The 15,764-nt window shown below is 71.4% G+C and carries 13 protein-coding genes and 2 tRNA genes; 10 read left to right on the top strand and 5 right to left on the bottom strand.

Translation table 11 applies throughout. The features are described from left to right. Nucleotides 1–126: 126 nt before the first annotated feature. The 4 genes from ACIP67_RS20970 (at nt 127) to ACIP67_RS20955 (ending at nt 3,402) form a co-directional block, all read left to right on the top strand. Nucleotides 127–1,236, top strand: coding sequence for an SDR family oxidoreductase (locus ACIP67_RS20970; RefSeq protein WP_401693481.1), 1,110 nt, complete (start codon nt 127–129; stop codon nt 1,234–1,236). Nucleotides 1,237–1,496: 260 nt separating this feature from the next. After that, on the top strand, nt 1,497–1,958 hold the full coding sequence (locus ACIP67_RS20965; RefSeq protein WP_385061875.1) for a molybdenum cofactor biosynthesis protein MoaE: 462 nt from the start codon (nt 1,497–1,499) through the stop codon (nt 1,956–1,958). A gap of 130 nt (nt 1,959–2,088) precedes the next feature. Then, a complete protein-coding gene (locus ACIP67_RS20960; RefSeq protein ID WP_401693479.1) occupies nt 2,089–2,253 on the top strand; it encodes a hypothetical protein in 165 nt (54 codons plus the stop codon). Nucleotides 2,254–2,307: 54 nt separating this feature from the next. Beyond that, entirely contained in the window at nt 2,308–3,402 is a 1,095-nt protein-coding gene (locus tag ACIP67_RS20955; protein WP_401693478.1) for a PDZ domain-containing protein, read from the top strand. Between the two features lie 43 nt (nt 3,403–3,445). On the opposite strand, the gene ACIP67_RS20950 is transcribed toward ACIP67_RS20955, so the two are convergent. After that, nucleotides 3,446–3,985: a PPA1309 family protein gene (locus ACIP67_RS20950; RefSeq protein WP_401693476.1), complete on the bottom strand. Its 540-nt coding sequence runs from the start codon at nt 3,983–3,985 to the stop codon at nt 3,446–3,448. Between the two features lie 165 nt (nt 3,986–4,150). Between ACIP67_RS20950 and ACIP67_RS20945 the strand changes: the two genes are divergently transcribed. The 4 genes from ACIP67_RS20945 (at nt 4,151) to ACIP67_RS20930 (ending at nt 9,539) form a co-directional block, all read left to right on the top strand. Beyond that, nucleotides 4,151–7,165 (top strand): UPF0182 family protein, encoded by a 3,015-nt coding sequence (locus ACIP67_RS20945; RefSeq protein ID WP_401693629.1) that lies wholly within the window; start codon nt 4,151–4,153, stop codon nt 7,163–7,165. A 58-nt stretch (nt 7,166–7,223) separates the two neighbouring features. After that, nucleotides 7,224–7,297 (top strand) — tRNA-Met (locus ACIP67_RS20940). A gap of 206 nt (nt 7,298–7,503) precedes the next feature. Continuing rightward, nucleotides 7,504–9,333 (top strand): tetratricopeptide repeat protein, encoded by a 1,830-nt coding sequence (locus tag ACIP67_RS20935; RefSeq protein WP_401693474.1) that lies wholly within the window; start codon nt 7,504–7,506, stop codon nt 9,331–9,333. Between the two features lie 132 nt (nt 9,334–9,465). Then, nucleotides 9,466–9,539 (top strand) — tRNA-Met (locus ACIP67_RS20930). Nucleotides 9,540–9,796: 257 nt separating this feature from the next. Here ACIP67_RS20930 and ACIP67_RS20925 read toward each other — a convergent pair. Beyond that, the gene (locus ACIP67_RS20925) at nt 9,797–10,213 is read right to left on the bottom strand and encodes a Fur family transcriptional regulator (RefSeq protein WP_385061869.1); all 417 of its coding nucleotides are present in this window, start codon (nt 10,211–10,213) and stop codon (nt 9,797–9,799) included. A gap of 256 nt (nt 10,214–10,469) precedes the next feature. Here ACIP67_RS20925 and katG point away from each other — a divergent pair, with 256 nt between their 5' ends. Then, nucleotides 10,470–12,704: a catalase/peroxidase HPI gene (katG, locus tag ACIP67_RS20920; RefSeq protein WP_401693472.1), complete on the top strand. Its 2,235-nt coding sequence runs from the start codon at nt 10,470–10,472 to the stop codon at nt 12,702–12,704. 106 nt (nt 12,705–12,810) lie between these two features. Here katG and ACIP67_RS20915 read toward each other — a convergent pair whose 3' ends face one another. Both ACIP67_RS20915 and hisN read right to left on the bottom strand, forming a co-directional pair. Continuing rightward, on the bottom strand, nt 12,811–13,203 hold the full coding sequence (locus ACIP67_RS20915; protein ID WP_401693471.1) for a cyclic nucleotide-binding/CBS domain-containing protein: 393 nt from the start codon (nt 13,201–13,203) through the stop codon (nt 12,811–12,813). A 158-nt stretch (nt 13,204–13,361) separates the two neighbouring features. Then, entirely contained in the window at nt 13,362–14,162 is an 801-nt protein-coding gene (hisN, locus tag ACIP67_RS20910; RefSeq protein WP_401693470.1) for a histidinol-phosphatase, read from the bottom strand. A 441-nt stretch (nt 14,163–14,603) separates the two neighbouring features. Between hisN and ACIP67_RS20905 the strand changes: the two genes are divergently transcribed. Continuing rightward, nucleotides 14,604–15,215 (top strand): TetR/AcrR family transcriptional regulator, encoded by a 612-nt coding sequence (locus ACIP67_RS20905; RefSeq protein WP_401693468.1) that lies wholly within the window; start codon nt 14,604–14,606, stop codon nt 15,213–15,215. A 189-nt stretch (nt 15,216–15,404) separates the two neighbouring features. Here ACIP67_RS20905 and ACIP67_RS20900 read toward each other — a convergent pair whose 3' ends face one another. Further along, the gene (locus ACIP67_RS20900) at nt 15,405–15,728 is read right to left on the bottom strand and encodes a DMT family transporter (protein WP_401693467.1); all 324 of its coding nucleotides are present in this window, start codon (nt 15,726–15,728) and stop codon (nt 15,405–15,407) included. Between the last annotated feature and the right edge of the window lie 36 nt (nt 15,729–15,764).

The following is a 15,764-nucleotide window of genomic DNA, read 5'->3' as shown; positions in this document are numbered from 1 at the left end:
AGCGTAGACACCCCGGCTCGATCGGGCCTCGGTGCTTCGCCGACTCTCGGCCTGCGGCAGGATGGATGCCACCTGGTACGCACGCGTCATCGCGCTCGTATGGAAAACAACCGCTGGAGACACCTGGTGAGTTCCCCAGATCCGCAGGTTCGCGCAGCGCGAAACCACTCGACCCCGGTCGGCGGGCGAGGGCCCGTCGTGGCCGTCACCGGCGCCGCGACCGGGGTGGGCGCGCTGCTCGCCGAGCGCCTCGCCGCCTCGGACGAGATCAAGCAGGTCGTCGCCATCGACGAGCGACGGGGGGAGTGCGACGCGGCGCAGTGGCACATCCTCGACGTCCGCGACCCGGCGATCGCCGACAAACTGCGGGGCGCGGACGTGGTGGTCCACCTCGCGCTCGACCTCGACCTGGGGAGTGACAGCGCCGCCCGGACGGCCTACAACGTGCGCGGAACGCAGACGGTGCTGACCGCCGCCGCGGCCGCCGGGGTGCACCGGGTGGTGCTGTGCACCTCTGCGATGGTCTACGGGGCGCTGCCCGAGAACGAGCTGCCGCTGTCGGAGGACGCGGAGCTGAAGGCGACGGCCGAGGCGACCGGGGTCGGCGACCTGCTGGAGATCGAACGGCTGGCGCGACGCGCACCGAGGGCGCATCCGGGGCTCAACGTCACCGTGGTCCGGCCGGCGGTGCTGGTGGGCGGCACGGACACCGCCCTGACCCGGTACTTCGAGTCGCCCCGGCTGCTCGTCGTCGCCGGCTCGCGGCCGGCCTGGCAGTTCTGCCACGTCGAGGACCTGTGCGGCGCGCTGGAGTACGCCGTCCTGGAGAAGGTCGACGGGGAACTGGCCGTCGGGTGCGACGGGTGGCTGGAGCAGGAGGAGGTCGAGGAGCTCAGCGGGATCCGGCGGATGGAACTGCCGTCGGCGGTCGCGCTGGGCGCCGCCGCCCGCCTGCACCGGATCGGGCTCACGCCGTCCCCGGCGGGGGACCTGGCGTACACGATGTACCCGTGGGTGGTCAGCGGCAGCCGGCTGCACGACGCCGGGTGGCGGCCGCGGTGGACCAACGAGGAGGTGCTCGCGGAGCTGCTGGAGGAGGTGTCCGGCCGGCACACCGTGGCCGGGCGGCGGCTGGGGCGCAAGGACGCCACCGCCGCCGGTGCCGCGGGGGCGACCGTGGCACTGCTGGGTGCCGCGGCCGTGGTGCGCCGGGCCCGCAAGGCCCGGCGGAGGTGAGGGAGGGGCGCGGGTGCGCCCCGGGAACCCGGGCGCGGGTGCGTCCCGGGAACCCGCCGACGGCTCCCGGCGCCGCTGCCTTCCCTCGCGCCGGTGTCTCGGCCTTCCCGGCCCGGCGCTTCGGCCCCGGCGCCTCCGTCTTCCCGGTCCGGCGCTTCGGCCCCGGCGTGTCCGTCTTCCCGGTCCGGCGCCTCGGCCCCGGCGTCTCGCCCTTCCCGGCCCTGTTCCCCCTCGTCCCCGGCGTGCGGCACGATGAGGGCATGGCACCGAGCAATGATCATCCCGGCGAGCAGCCGGCGCAGGACCCCGTCAAGCTGATCGCGATCCGTGAGACGGCGCTCTCCGTGGACGAGGTGTTCACGGCCGTCGGGGACGACGCGGCGGGTGGGACGGCGCTGTTCGTGGGGACCGTGCGCAACCACGACGGGGGGGCCGACGTCGACGCGCTCGGGTACTCCTGCCACCCCAGTGCCGAGGCGGAGATGCGGCGGATCGCGGAGAAGGTGGCCGCCGAGTATCCGGTGCGGGCGCTCGCCGCCGTGCACCGGGTGGGGGACCTGGCGGTCGGCGACCTCGCCGTCGTCGTCGCCGTGTCGTGTCCGCACCGGGGAGAGGCCTTCGAGGCGTGCCGCAGGCTGATCGACGACCTCAAGCACGAAGTGCCCATCTGGAAGCACCAGACGTTCTCCGACGGGACGGAGGAATGGGTGGGCGCCTGCTGAGAACCGGGCCCCCTGCCCTGCGACGGCCTCCGGTTGCGTAACCGCCCCCCTGGCACGAGCGTTGTCCGTACGGATGGTTAATCTGCTGATCAGTCAGTTGCGGTCGCTCGATTGGGGTTGGGAGGTCGGCATGGCGGTGCTCGCCTGGTTGCTGATTCCGCTGATAACTGCGGTCGGTGCCGGACTGTGGGGCAGCTGGGCCCACCGGACCCGCAAGGTCCGTGGCGACGGTCCCGAACTGGACGGGTACGCCAGGTTCCGCGCGGCGATGGAGAAGCCCCCGTCCCGCACGTGACCCGGGCGGAGCCCCTGACGGTGCGCTGACAGAGGCGTCCCGTACTGTCGAGGCATGCCACGCCGCACCGCGACGATGCTCGCCTCCACCCTGATGCTGATCGCGCTCCTGTGCGTGGGAGTGCTCATCAAGGCGCCGTACTCGGAGATGTCCCCGGGGCCGACGGTGAACACGCTGGGCGAGCACGACGGCGAGCCGGTGCTGCAGATCTCCGGCCGGAAGACCTATGCGACGACCGGCCACCTCAACATGACCACGGTGCGGGTCACCGGCGCCGACTACCGGATGAACCTCGTCGAGGCGGTCTACGGCTGGCTCGCCCACGACAGCAAGGTCGTGCCGCACGACACGCTGTACCCGGACGGCAAGACCGAGGAGGAGTCCACCCAGGAGAACGCCGAGGAGTTCAGCCAGTCCCAGGAGAGCGCCAAGGTCGCCGCCCTGGAGGAGCTGGACATCCCGGTGCAGTCCTGGGTGATCGTCTCCACGGTGGTCAAGGGCTCGCCCGCCGAGGGCGAGCTGCACGCCGGTGACGTCATCAAGACCGTCGACGGTACGGACATCAAGGCGCCCGAGGACGTCGCGAAGCTGGTCACGAAGCACAAGCCGGGCGAGAAGGTCGTCTTCGGGATCGTGCCGGCCGCGGCCCAGGCCGCCGCCGAGAAGGCGAACAAGACGGCGACCGAACTCGAGTCCGTCACGATCACCACGGCCAAGTCCGACGACGAGGGGGAGGACCGGGCGATCGTCGGGATCTCCGCCGGGACCGACCACACCTTCCCCTTCACCATCGACATCAAGCTCGCCGACGTCGGCGGGCCGAGCGCCGGCCTGATGTTCGCGCTCGGCATCTACGACAAGCTCACCCCGGGCAGCCTGACCGGCGGGAAGTTCGTCGCCGGCACCGGGACGATCGACGACGACGGCACGGTCGGCCCGATCGGCGGCATCGAGATGAAGACCGTCGGGGCCCGCGACCAGGGCGCCCGGTACTTCCTCACGCCCGCCGACAACTGCGCGGCCGCCGCCAAGGACACCCCGAGCGGGCTCACCCTCGTCAAGATCGGCACCATCGACGACGCCCTCGACGCCCTGAAGGACATCCGCAGCGGCGACACCGCCGACCTGCCGAAGTGCACGACGAAGTAGCCGCCCGGCCGCCCGGCGGGGCGGGCCGCGCCTGTCCTGCGCCCTACTCCTCGAAGGTCGCCGACAGGGCCTCCGCCAGGCCCGGGACCAGACCGGCGCCGGTGAGGACCTCCGTCGAGGCGTCCTTCTCGCGCAGGCGCAGCGCCGACTCACGGCTGCCGTCCCGCAGGACCGCGACCGTCATCCGGACCTCCTGGCGCTCGGGGTGGTCCGCGACCCACCGGGCCAGCTTGGCCTCGCTCAGGCCCTGGGGGACCTGAGCCTCGGCGGACGGGGGCAGCATCAGGCGCTCCACGGTCAGGGCGCAGCCCGCCACCGCGTCCGGCCAGGCGATCGTGGCCAGGAACTCGTCGAGCGGCTTGTCCGTTGGCACTTCATCCTGCTCGATCGGGGTGAGGCCGGTGGTCTCGGACTCTTCCAGACCGAGCTGGGCGGCGAGCGAGGGTTCCTGGACCCGCAGCCGTGCGGTGTCTACGAGGGCGAAAAGGCGGGCGGGCTGGTCCCAGCCGAGGCCGGAGGCGTACTCGTCGATCTCGAGCACGGCCCGGGTGAGCGGGTTCGCTGCCATGGGAGTGTTGGACATGGTCACAATCCTGCCTCGTTCCCGGCCGGAATCGGGAACCGAGTAAACGGTGAGTAAGTTGCATAGGTGTGGGCCCACGATCACGGGGGGCCACCCACGGTCCACGAACACGCGGGCCTGACGGACTCAACAGCGACTTTCGAGGTGCGCACCTTGGCTTTCCAGATGCCGGACCGCGGCGGAGGCCCGACAGGGCCGCGGATGAGAGTGGGCCGCCCGTCCCGGCGCGTCCGGACCCTGCTCATGACACTGGGCGTCCTTGCCGTGCTCGGCATGGCGTTCACCATGTTCGCCGGGTTCTGGACGGACTGGCTCTGGTACCGGTCGGTGAACTACTCGTCGGTGTTCACGACGACCCTGTGGACCAAGATCGGGCTGTTCTTCGTCTTCGGTCTGCTGATGGCCCTCGCGGTCGGGTTCAACATCTGGCTGGCCCACCGGCTGCGCCCGCCGCTGAGCGCCATGTCGATGGAGCAGCAGAGCCTCGACCGCTACCGGATGGGCATCGCGCCGTACAAGAAATGGCTGCTGCTCGCGATCACCGCCCTGGTGGGCCTGATCGCCGGCGCCTCGGCGTCCGGCCAGTGGCGGACCTGGCTGATGTGGGTCAACGGCGTGTCCTTCGGCCAGAAGGACCCGCAGTTCCACCTCGACGTGAGCTTCTACGCCTTCGACCTGCCGTGGTACCGGTTCCTGCTCGGCTTCGGCTTCGCCGCCGCGATCCTCTCCCTGATCGCCGCCGCGCTCACCCACTACCTGTACGGCGGGCTGCGCGTCACCAGCCCCGGCGCGCGCGCCACGGCCGCGGCCACCGGGCACCTGTCGGTGCTGCTGGGCATCTTCGTCGCCCTGAAGGCGGTGGCGTACTGGCTCGACCGGTACGGCCTGGCGGTGAAGTCCAGCGACTTCAAGGCCACCGACAACTGGACCGGCCTGCGGTACGTCGACGCCAACGCTTATCTGCCGGCCAAGACCATCCTGTTCTGCATCGCCGTCATCTGCGCCCTCCTCTTCTTCGCCACCTTGTGGCGGCGCACCTGGCAGCTCCCGGTGATCGGCTTCGGCCTGATGGTGCTTTCCGCGATCCTGATCGGCGGCCTCTACCCGGCGATCGTCCAGAAGTTCCAGGTCCAGCCGAACGAGCAGGCCAAGGAAGCGCCGTACGTCGAGAAGAACCTCAAGGCGACGCGTGAGGCGTACGGCATCGACGGCGCCGAGGTCACCGAGTACACGGGGACGAGCAAGACCGAGGACAAGACCCAGCTGCGCGACGACGTCGACGCCACGGCGAGCATCCGCATCATGGACCCGAACATCGTGTCGCCGACGTTCCAGCAGCTCCAGCAGATGCGTAAGTACTACGCCTTCCCGGACAACCTGGACGTCGACCGCTACAGCGTGGACGGTACCGACCAGGACACCGTCATCGGTCTGCGCGAACTCAACCTCGCGGGCGTGGACAAGCAGAACTGGATCAACAACCACTTCCGCTACACGCACGGCTACGGCGTGGTCGCCGCCAAGGGGACCACGGCGGACTCCGAGGGCCGGCCGGCCTTCACCGAGTCGAACCTCCCCTCGGAGGGTGTCCTCGGGCAGTACGAGCAGCGGATCTACTACGGCGAGAAGACGACCACGTACTCGATCGTCGGCGGTCCCCAGAAGGAGATCGACTACTCCGACGACCAGGGTGAGAAGACCACCAGCTACACCGGCAAGAGCGGGGTCAACCTCTCCAACCCGGTCAACCGCGCCGCGTACGCGGTCGCCTTCGGCGAGCCGCAGATCCTGTACTCGGGAGCGATCGGCGACGGTTCGCGCATCCTGTACAACCGCACGCCGAAGGAGCGCGTGGAGGCGGTGGCCCCGTGGCTCACCATCGACGGCGACGCCTACCCGGCGGTCGTGGACGGCAAGATCCAGTGGATCGTCGACGCGTACACGACCACCAACGGATACCCGTACGCCTCCCGTACGACTCTCGGCGACACGACGGCCGACTCGCTGACCGCCACCAACACCAACCGCGCGGTCGTGGCCCAGCAGAACCAGGTCAACTACATCCGCAACTCGGTCAAGGCGACGGTCGACGCCTACACCGGTGAGGTCAAGCTCTACCAGTGGGACACCGAGGACCCGGTCCTGAAGACCTGGATGAAGGCTTTCCCCGGCACGGTCGAGAAGAAGTCCGCGATCTCCGACTCGCTGATGGCCCATCTCCGCTACCCGCAGGACCTGTTCAAGGTCCAGCGCGAGCTGCTCACCCGCTACCACGTCAAGGACGCGACGACGTTCCTCAGCGGCAGCGAGGTGTGGCAGGTGCCGGACGATCCGACCAACAAGTCGGGCGACGCGGTGCCCCCGTACTACCTGAGCATGAAGATGCCCGACCAGGAGGCGCAGGCGTTCTCGCTGACGACGACGTTCACGCCCAACGGCCGGGACAACCTCAGCGCGTTCATGGCGGTCGACTCCGAGGCGGGCACACCCGACTACGGCAAGATCAGAGTGCTGAAACTACCGACCAGCACCACCGTCGACGGCCCCAAGCAGGTCCAGAGCCAGTTCAACTCCGAACAGGACATCGCCGAGTCGATCAGGCTGCTGAGAGGTGGCGACTCCGAGGTCGAGTACGGCAACCTGCTCACGGTGCCGCTCGACGGAGGACTGCTCTACGTCGAGCCGGTCTACGTACGCGGTGGTGGGCTCAAGTACCCGCTGCTGCGCAAGGTGTTGGTGACCTACGGAGGCAACACCGCATTCGAGGACACCCTCGACGAGGCCCTCAACAAGGTCTTCGGCACCGAGGGCACGACACCGACCCCGCCGGCGGACGACGGTGACACCACGACCCAGCCGCCGACGTCCGGCGACGCGACGGTCCAGGAGGCGCTGAAGGACGCCCAGGAGGCCTTCGCGGCCGGCCAGGAAGCCCTGAAGAAGCCCGACTGGGAGGCGTACGCCAAGGCGCAGAAGGAGCTCGAGGCCGCGCTCGAGCGGGCCGAAGAGGCGCAGGCCGAGGCGGACCGGAGCGGCAGCGGCGGCAGCAGCAGTGGTAGCAGCGGCAACAAGGCCACCAGCAGTCCCAGTTCCAGTCCGAGCGCGAGTGGGAGCGGTGGAACCGGCAGCAGTGCCGGTCCGAGCAGCAGTCCCAGTTCTGTCAGCAGTCCCAGCGGCTGACCGAGACAGCTGATCGTTAAACGCCCACCCCGCGTCGTGGTACGGTTGTGGAACACGACGCGGGGTGGAGCAGCTCGGTAGCTCGCTGGGCTCATAACCCAGAGGTCGCAGGTTCAAATCCTGTCCCCGCTACTGAAAGCGAAGGCCCGGATCCTGAAAAGGATCCGGGCCTTCGTGGTGTGCGAACGCATGTGCTCGCCCCGCGGATCGTCGCGCCGCCTCGGGGAGTTGGGCGAATTGTGTTTGACTTGTCTCTCTGTGGGCATGTCGACAAAACGCTGAAGTGACCTCACGGGCTGCGGCATACGAGGTGTACCCGGGGTGCAGGTGGTGCGACGATGGACGTTATGGGGGACAAGGCAACTCTGTGCGAGACAGGGCGGTTTGTGCAGCCTTCCACTGAGGAAGCGACCCCGGGCGAGGCTCCGGACGACAGCCGGGACGAGACGGGGGAGGCCGTCGAGGAGGCCCGCCGACGGATGGCCGCCGAGGCCGGCGACGTCGAGGCGATGAGCGTCCTCGGGGCCATGCTGCTGCGCCGCGGCGATCTCGACGGCGCCGAGCCCCATCTGCGTGCCGCCACCGCGGGCGGCGACCGGGCCGCCGCCAACAACCTGGGGGTCCTCCTCCACCAGCGCGGGTACGCCGACGACGCCGCAGGATGGTGGCGGGTCGCCGCCGTCGCCGGCTCCGCGGCCGCCGCCCACGCGCTGGGCCGCCACCACCGTGAGCGCGGGGACGAGCCCGCGGCCGAGTACTGGCTGCGCCAGTCCGCCGAACAGGGGCACGTACTCGGCGCGTACGCCCTCGCCGATCTGCTGGAGCACCGCGGGGACCGGGGGGCCGAGCGGTGGATGCGGGCCGCGGCCGAGCGGGGGCACCGGGAGGCGGCGTACCGGCTGGCCCGCGCCCTCGACCGGCGGGGGACGCAGGACTTCGGCGGTGACCACGGTGTCTCCGCGGCGGCGGAGGCGGAACAGTGGTACCGGCAGGCCGCCGCGCGCGGCCACCGGCGGGCCGCCCTGCACCTCGGAGCGATCCTGGAACAGCGGGGCGACATCCAGGAGGCCGGGCGCTGGTACCTGACGTCCGCCAAGGACGGCGAGCCGCGGGCGGCCTGCGCGCTCGGGTTCCTGCTGCGTGACGCCGGCGACACCGAGAACGCCGCCGTGTGGTGGCTGCGGGCCGCGCAGGACGGTGACGGCAACGCGGCGAACGCGCTGGGCGCGCTGTACGCCGAGCGGGGCCAGACCCAGACCGCCGAGCGCTGGTACCGGACCGCGATGGACGCCGGCGACGACAACGGCGCCTACAACCTCGGGCTGCTCTGCGCCGAGCAGGGCCGTACCGCGCAGGCCGAGCAGTGGTACCGGCGCGCCGCCTACGCCGGGCACCGGGAGGCCTCCAACGCGCTCGCCGTCCTGCTGCTCCAGGGCGGGGACACGGCCGGAGCCGAGCCCTGGTTCTCCAAGGCCGCCGAGGCCGGCAGCGTCGACGCCGCGTTCAACCTGGGCATCCTGTTCGCGGGACGGGGCGAGGACGCCCTCGCGCTGCGCTGGTACGAGCGGGCGGCGGCGGCCGGGCACACCGAGGCCGCGCTCCAGGTCGGGATCGCCCGGCTGCGGGTCGGCGACGAATCGGACGCCGAACGGCACCTGCGGTGCGCGGCCGGCGGCGGGAGCGCGGAGGGGGCGTACCGGCTTGCGACCGTGCTCGACGCGCGCCGTCCGCCGACGCCCGCGCACGAGCTCGGGGAGTCCGTGCACGAGAAGACCGAGTGCGAGGAGTGGTACGAGCGGGCGGCCTGCCAGGGGCACCGGCGGGCGCAGGTGCGGGTGGGCATGCTGGCCGCCGCGCGGGGCGACGTGCCGGAGGCGGCGCGCTGGTACCGGACGGCCGCCGAGGCCGGGTCGCGCAACGGCGCCTTCAACCTGGGCCTGCTGCTGGCACGGGAGGGGAGCGAGCCGGAGGCGGCGGTGTGGTGGGCGCGGGCTGCCGACGCCGGCCACGGTCGGGCGGCGTTGCGCCTCGCCCTGGTCTACGCGCGTCGTGGAGAGCTCGCGGAGGGGCAGCGGTGGGCGGACCGGGCGGTGTCGCTGGGGCCCCGGGAGGTGGCCGAACGCGCCGCACGGCTGCGGGACGCGCTGCGCGAGGAACTGTCGGCCTAGAGGGGGGGCGTGGAGGCCCCGGAGATCTCCCGCCGGGGAGCACCTCATCCGGTGTGACCGGGGTCGCGTGGTGGGTCCCCCGGTACTGATTTGCCTCATGCCGCTGTGTTGACGTAACGTTGCATTCATCGACGCGGGGTGGAGCAGCTCGGTAGCTCGCTGGGCTCATAACCCAGAGGTCGCAGGTTCAAATCCTGTCCCCGCTACTGAAGGCCGAGGGCCGGAATCCGAAAGGGTTCCGGCCCTCGGTGCATGGTTGGTGCGTGTTCGTGTGCCGGGCCTCGCTGCCCCCGACTGCCGCACCCGGCGGAAGCCGCAGCCGTCCTCGGGCAGACGGCAGACGGCAGACAGCAGACGGCAGACGGCAGACGGAAGCCCCGGCCCCCGTGATGGGGTGCCGGGGCTTCCGGGAGTCCTGGCCGCTGCTGTGCCGGCCGTCCTGCGCCCTCGCGCGATGGCCGTCCTACGCCGCCGCGCAGTTCGGGCATATGCCGCGGTACGTCACCTCGACGTCCGAGACGGTGAAGCCGAAGCGCTCGGAGTCGGGCAGGTCCGCCAGCGGGTTGCCGCTCGGGTGCACGTCCCGGATCGCACCGCACTGCGCGCACACCAGGTGGTGGTGCGGGCGGTGGGCGTTCGGGTCGTACCGCTTGGCGCGCTTGTCGGTGGCGACCTCGAGCACCTCGCCCAGCGTCACCAGCTCACCCAGCGTGTTGTAGACGGTCGCCCGCGAGATCTCGGGCAGCTTGGCCACGGCCCGTGCGTGCACCTCGTCGGCCGTCAGGTGGACGTGTTCGCCGTCGAGGACCTCGGCCACGACGCGCCGCTGCGCGGTCATCCGCCATCCGCGGCCGCGCAGCCGTTCCAGAAGGTCACTCATACGTTTCAGCCTAACAGCAGGGGGACCAGGTCCCGAATGGGTGTGACTTTGGAGCGTTGCTTGACTTAGACATTGTCCATTGTAGGATCGACCTCGGCTTCGGCCAAGCGACAGGAAGCGGCAGAAGCCAGGACCAGGCAGAAGTGACGTAGGTGCCCAGAGCGAAGCTCCGGGGCGCAGGTGCGCGCCCAGGCCCGTTCCACCGCGCAGTTCCTGAGTTCCGTGATCCGCCCAGCCCTCTAAAGGATTACCCCCTATGACCGAGAACCATGACGCGATCGTCACTGATGACAAGCCGGCGGAAGCAGGGAAGTGCCCGGTGGCGCACGGGCGCGCCGCGCACCCCACTCAGGGCGGCGGCAACCGCCAGTGGTGGCCGGAGCGCCTCAACCTGAAGATCCTCGCCAAGAACCCGGCCGTCTCCAACCCGCTGGGTGAGGAGTTCGACTACGCCGAGGCCTTCAAGGCGCTGGACCTCCCGGCCGTGAAGCAGGACATCGCGGAGGTGCTGACCACCTCCCAGGACTGGTGGCCGGCCGACTTCGGCAACTACGGCCCGCTGATCGTCCGTATGGCCTGGCACAGCGCGGGCACCTACCGCATCAGCGACGGCCGCGGTGGCGCCGGCGCCGGTCAGCAGCGCTTCGCGCCGCTGAACAGCTGGCCGGACAACGCCAACCTCGACAAGGCCCGCCGTCTGCTGTGGCCGGTCAAGAAGAAGTACGGCCAGAACCTCTCCTGGGCCGACCTCCTGATCCTCGCCGGCAACGTCGCCCTGGAGACGATGGGCTTCGAGACCTTCGGCTTCGCCGGTGGCCGCGCGGACGTGTGGGAGGCCGACGAGGACGTGTACTGGGGTCCCGAGACGGTCTGGCTCGACGACCAGCGCTACACGGGCGACCGTGAGCTGGAGGAGCCCCTCGGCGCCGTCCAGATGGGTCTGATCTACGTCAACCCCGAGGGCCCCAACGGCAACCCGGACCCGATCGCCGCGGCCCGCGACATCCGCGAGACGTTCCGCCGGATGGCGATGAACGACGAGGAGACGGTCGCCCTGATCGCGGGTGGCCACACCTTCGGCAAGACCCACGGTGCGGGCCCGGCCGACCACGTCGGCAACGACCCCGAGGCCGCCTCCATCGAGGACCAGGGTCTGGGCTGGAAGAACACCTTCGGCACCGGCAAGGGCGGCGACACCATCACCAGTGGCCTCGAGGTCACCTGGACCAGCACGCCGACCCAGTGGGGCCACGGCTTCTTCAAGAACCTCTTCGGTTACGAGTGGGAGCTGACCAAGAGCCCGGCCGGCGCCCACCAGTGGGTCGCCAAGGACGGGGCCGGCGCGGGCACCATCCCCGACGCCCACGACCCCTCCAAGAGCCACGCCCCGACGATGCTCACGACCGACCTGTCGCTCCGGTTCGACCCGGCGTACGAGCAGATCTCGCGGCGCTTCCTGGAGAACCCGGACGAGTTCGCGGACGCCTTCGCGCGGGCCTGGTTCAAGCTGACCCACCGTGACATGGGCCCGGTCGTGCGCTACCTCGGCCCGGAGGTCCCCTCCGAGACGCTGATCTGGCAGGACCCGCTGCCGGAGCGCACGGGCGAGCTGATCGACGCCGGGGACATCGCCGCCCTCAAGGCCAAGATCGCCGAGTCGGGCCTCACGGTGTCCGAGCTGGTGTCCACCGCCTGGGCGTCGGCCTCCTCCTTCCGCGGCAGCGACAAGCGCGGCGGTGCCAACGGCGCCCGCATCCGCCTCGAGCCGCAGATCGGCTGGGAGGTCAACGAGCCCGACCGCCTGCGGTCGGTGCTGCGCACCCTGGAAGGCGTCCAGGAGTCCTTCAACGCCGCCGCCCAGAGCGCCGGCAAGCAGGTCTCGCTGGCCGACCTGATCGTGCTCGCCGGTGCGGTGGGTGTCGAGAAGGCCGCCAAGGACGCCGGCTTCGACATCGAGGTGCCGTTCACGCCGGGCCGGGTGGACGCCACGCAGGAGCAGACGGACGTCGAGTCGTTCGCCGCGCTCGAGCCGAAGGCCGACGGGTTCCGCAACTACGTCGGCAAGGGCCAGCGTCTGCCGGCCGAGTACCTGCTGGTCGACAAGGCCAACCTGCTGAACCTCAGCGCGCCCGAGCTGACGGTCCTCGTCGGTGGTCTGCGCGTCCTGGGCGCGAACTACCAGCAGTCGAAGCACGGCGTCCTCACCGAGACGCCGGGCGTGCTGACGAACGACTTCTTCGTCAACCTGCTCGACCTGGGCACGAGCTGGACCTCGACGACCGAGGACCAGACCGTGTTCGTGGGCAGCGACTCCGCCACCGGCGAGGTCAAGTGGACCGGCACCCGTGCCGACCTGGTCTTCGGCTCGAACTCCGAGCTGCGTGCGCTCGCCGAGGTCTACGCGAGCGACGACGCGAAGGAGAAGTTCGTGAAGGACTTCGTCTCCGCGTGGGTCAAGGTCACGAACGCGGACCGGTTCGACCTGGTCTGAGCCGGGGGCCCCGCCTGAGCGTGGGGCTCGTCCGAGCGTGAGGTGAGCGACGGGCCGGATTCCCTTCGGGGGTCCGGCCCGTTCCCGTGTGCGTGTGCGCCCGTGCTCAGGCCGGTACCTGCTGCCGTGCCGGCAGCCAGCAGCGGATGATGTCGCGGACCGAGACGATGCCAGCCGGCTCGCCGCGGTCGAGGACGACCAGGTACCGGAAGCCGCCGTGCGTCATGGCGCGGGCCGCTTCCTCCAGGGTCCAGACCGGGGTGGCGAAGACGACGGCGGTGGTGGTGTGGGCGTGGGCGGGCTCGGTGTCCGGGTCCTGTCCCAGGCCGACGGAGTTGAGGATGTCGCGTTCGGTGAGGATGCCGATGCCGCCGGCGTCCGGGTCGTGGACCACGGCCGCGCCGACGCGGCGGGCGGACATCAGGGCGGCGGCCTGGCGGAGGGTGTGGGCGGGGCCGATGGTGAGGACCAGCGTGCTCATGGCGTCGCGGACGAGCATGGGTTCCGGGTCACCTCCTGGAAGCGCCGCGACCACCGGGATGGTGCAGCGATTCACAAGTTCACAATGCGGGGGTGGCCTCAGCGTCTCAGGTAAAGCGCGGGTCAACAAGAGGGCGTGCGCGGCCAATTGAGGGCGCGCACGCTCATTTGTGAGGTTCAGGCGCGCCGACCGAGATACCCCAGCAGCTCGTCGTGGAGCAGGCCGTTGGACGCGGCAGCGTTGCCGCCGTGCGGGCCCGGACGGCCGTCGAGGCCGGTGAAGGTGCCGCCGGCCTCCGTGACGACGATCGCGTTGGCGGCCATGTCCCAGAGGGAGAGCTCCGGTTCGGCGCAGAGGTCCACGGCGCCCTCGGCGACCATCATGTACGGCCAGAAGTCGCCGTACGCGCGCGTGCGCCACACCGCGCGGGTGAGGTCCAGGAAGCCGTCGAGCCGGCCCCGCTCCTCCCAGCCGCTCAGCGAGGAGTACGCGAAGGAGGCGTCCGACAGCTCCGCGACGCGTGAGACGTGCAGCCGGGTGGCGGAGGAGAGGCTGCGGCCGGTGTACGCGCCGTGGCCCTTCGCCGCCCACCAGCGGCGGCCCAGGGCGGGGGCGGAGACGACGCCGACGACGGGCTCGTAGCCGCCCTCCGCCGCCTCCATCAGGGAGATCAGGGTGGCCCAGACGGGGACGCCGCGGACGTAGTTCTTGGTGCCGTCGATCGGGTCGATCACCCAGCGGCGGGGGCCGGTGCCCTCCACGCCGTACTCCTCGCCGAGGACCGCGTCGCGGGGGCGGGCCCGCTGGAGGTGGCCGCGGACGACCTCCTCGGCGGCCTTGTCCGCCTCGCTCACCGGCGTCATGTCCGGTTTTGTCTCGACCTTGAGGTCGAGGGCCTTGAAGCGGGCCATGGTCGCGGCGTCGGCGGCGTCCGCGAGGACGTGCGCGAGGCGGAGGTCGTCGAGGTAGTCCGGCATGGGGAAACGGTATCCGCCGGGGTGGGGGCGGGGCCACGGGGGGTTGGGCCGGACGCGGCCCGAGCCCCGGCCGGGCCCGACCCCCGGCCGGGCCCGAGCCCCCGGCCGGGCCCGAGCCCCCGGCCGGGCCCGAGCCCCCGGCCGGGCCCGAGCCCCCGGCCGGGCCCGGCGGTCCGCATCGGGCCTGGCCGGTCCGCATCGGACCCGCCGGCTCGCATCGGACCTGGCCGGCTCGCATCGGGTCCGGCGGTCCGCATCGGACCCGCCGGTCGGCCCGCACCGGACCGGCCGGCCGTGCCGCACCCGGCCGGCCGCGCCGCGCCCAGCCGATCGCATCGGACCCCGCCGATCCGCATCGGACTCCTATCCGCTCCGCGAACCCTTGACAGTGCGGGCAGGCCCGTCAAATCTGGGCGCAGAGTCGCTCGCCCCAGGGAGGCGATGATGCCTGCAGCCCGGGAATCCCTGCTCGATGCCGCCTTCGCGGCCGTCACGCGCCGGCCGTGGGCCGCCGTGCGGATGGTCGACGTCGCCGCGGCGGCCGGGGTGTCGCGGCAGACGCTGTACAACGAGTTCGGGAGCAAGGACGGGCTGGCCAGGGCGCTGGTCAGGCGGGAGGCCGATGGATACCTCGCCGGGGTCGAACGGGCGCTGGCCGGCCACGGGGACACCCGGGACCGGCTGACCGCGGCCGCCGAGTGGACGGCGTCGGCCGCCCGGGGCAACGCGCTCGTACGGGCCATGCTCACCGGCTGCTGGAGCGAGCGTCTGCCGTCACCGACGCTCTCGGCCGTGCCGTCCTCCACCTCCGTACCGGCGCAGCGGCGGGCGGACGGGCCGCTGCCCTCGCCCGGCGAGCTCGTGACGACCGTCCGCGACCGGGCCGTGGCCGCGCTCGCCGGCGGCCCCGGAGCGACGCCGGACACCACGGAAGTCGCCCGCTCCTGTGAGCTGGCCCTCCGCCTGGCGCTGTCCTGCGTGGCCGCGCCCCCCGGCGAGGGCGGGGTCGCCGACCTGGTCCGCGGCGCCCTGCACCGCCGACCCACCGGCTGACCGCCGGTCACCACGGCCCCGGACGCAAGGTTCAGGGCCCAGGGCGCTTCTGACGGATCTCCGCGGCGTCGCGACGCCCGGCACGCTCCCCCACTGCCTGAACGGCGTGGGCGGTACCCCCACTCACCGCACGCCGAGGGCACGCACCGAACGCCGCTCCTTCTCCCACGGAGATCCGTCAGAAGCGCCCTAGTGCGCCGACCCCGACAGCTGGAGTCCGATCACCCCGGTGATCACCAGGCTGATCGAGACGATCTTCAGGACCGATACCAGGTCGCCGAGGAAGATCATCCCGTAGATCGCGGTGCCGGCCGCGCCGATGCCGGTCCAGACGGCGTACGCGGGGCCCACGTCGAGCTTCTTGAGGGACAGGGTCAGCAGGCCGAAGCTGCCGAGGGCGAAGACGCAGAAGGCGATCGTCGGCCACAGCCGGGTGAAACCGTGCGACAGCTTCAGGCAGACGGCGAAGCCGGTCTCGAGCAGTCCCGCGACGATGACCAGCAGCCACGCCATGTGGTGTCCTCCCGTATGTGCGGCTCGGTGCGATTA

The organism is Streptomyces sp. NPDC088812 (assembly GCF_044750285.1).
In the GTDB taxonomy this organism is placed as follows: Bacteria; Actinomycetota; Actinomycetes; order Streptomycetales; family Streptomycetaceae; genus Streptomyces.
Note: the sequence above shows the minus strand (reverse complement) of the source record. Positions and strands in the feature narration are given on the sequence as shown.

Excerpts from the sequence above, each read along its gene's own strand:
- ACIP67_RS20965 (WP_385061875.1), top strand. The coding sequence starts at position 1,497 with ATGGCACCGAGCAATGATCATCCCGGCGAGCAGCCGGCGCAGGACCCC.
- ACIP67_RS20935 (WP_401693474.1), top strand. The coding sequence starts at position 7,504 with ATGGACGTTATGGGGGACAAGGCAACTCTGTGCGAGACAGGGCGGTTT.
- katG (WP_401693472.1), top strand. The coding sequence starts at position 10,470 with ATGACCGAGAACCATGACGCGATCGTCACTGATGACAAGCCGGCGGAA.
- ACIP67_RS20900 (WP_401693467.1), bottom strand. The coding sequence starts at position 15,728 with ATGGCGTGGCTGCTGGTCATCGTCGCGGGACTGCTCGAGACCGGCTTC.
- ACIP67_RS20925 (WP_385061869.1), bottom strand. The coding sequence starts at position 10,213 with ATGAGTGACCTTCTGGAACGGCTGCGCGGCCGCGGATGGCGGATGACC.
- ACIP67_RS20905 (WP_401693468.1), top strand. The coding sequence starts at position 14,604 with ATGATGCCTGCAGCCCGGGAATCCCTGCTCGATGCCGCCTTCGCGGCC.
- ACIP67_RS20915 (WP_401693471.1), bottom strand. The coding sequence starts at position 13,203 with ATGCTCGTCCGCGACGCCATGAGCACGCTGGTCCTCACCATCGGCCCC.
- hisN (WP_401693470.1), bottom strand. The coding sequence starts at position 14,162 with ATGCCGGACTACCTCGACGACCTCCGCCTCGCGCACGTCCTCGCGGAC.
- ACIP67_RS20960 (WP_401693479.1), top strand. The coding sequence starts at position 2,089 with ATGGCGGTGCTCGCCTGGTTGCTGATTCCGCTGATAACTGCGGTCGGT.
- ACIP67_RS20945 (WP_401693629.1), top strand. The coding sequence starts at position 4,151 with ATGCCGGACCGCGGCGGAGGCCCGACAGGGCCGCGGATGAGAGTGGGC.
- ACIP67_RS20950 (WP_401693476.1), bottom strand. The coding sequence starts at position 3,985 with ATGTCCAACACTCCCATGGCAGCGAACCCGCTCACCCGGGCCGTGCTC.
- ACIP67_RS20955 (WP_401693478.1), top strand. The coding sequence starts at position 2,308 with ATGCCACGCCGCACCGCGACGATGCTCGCCTCCACCCTGATGCTGATC.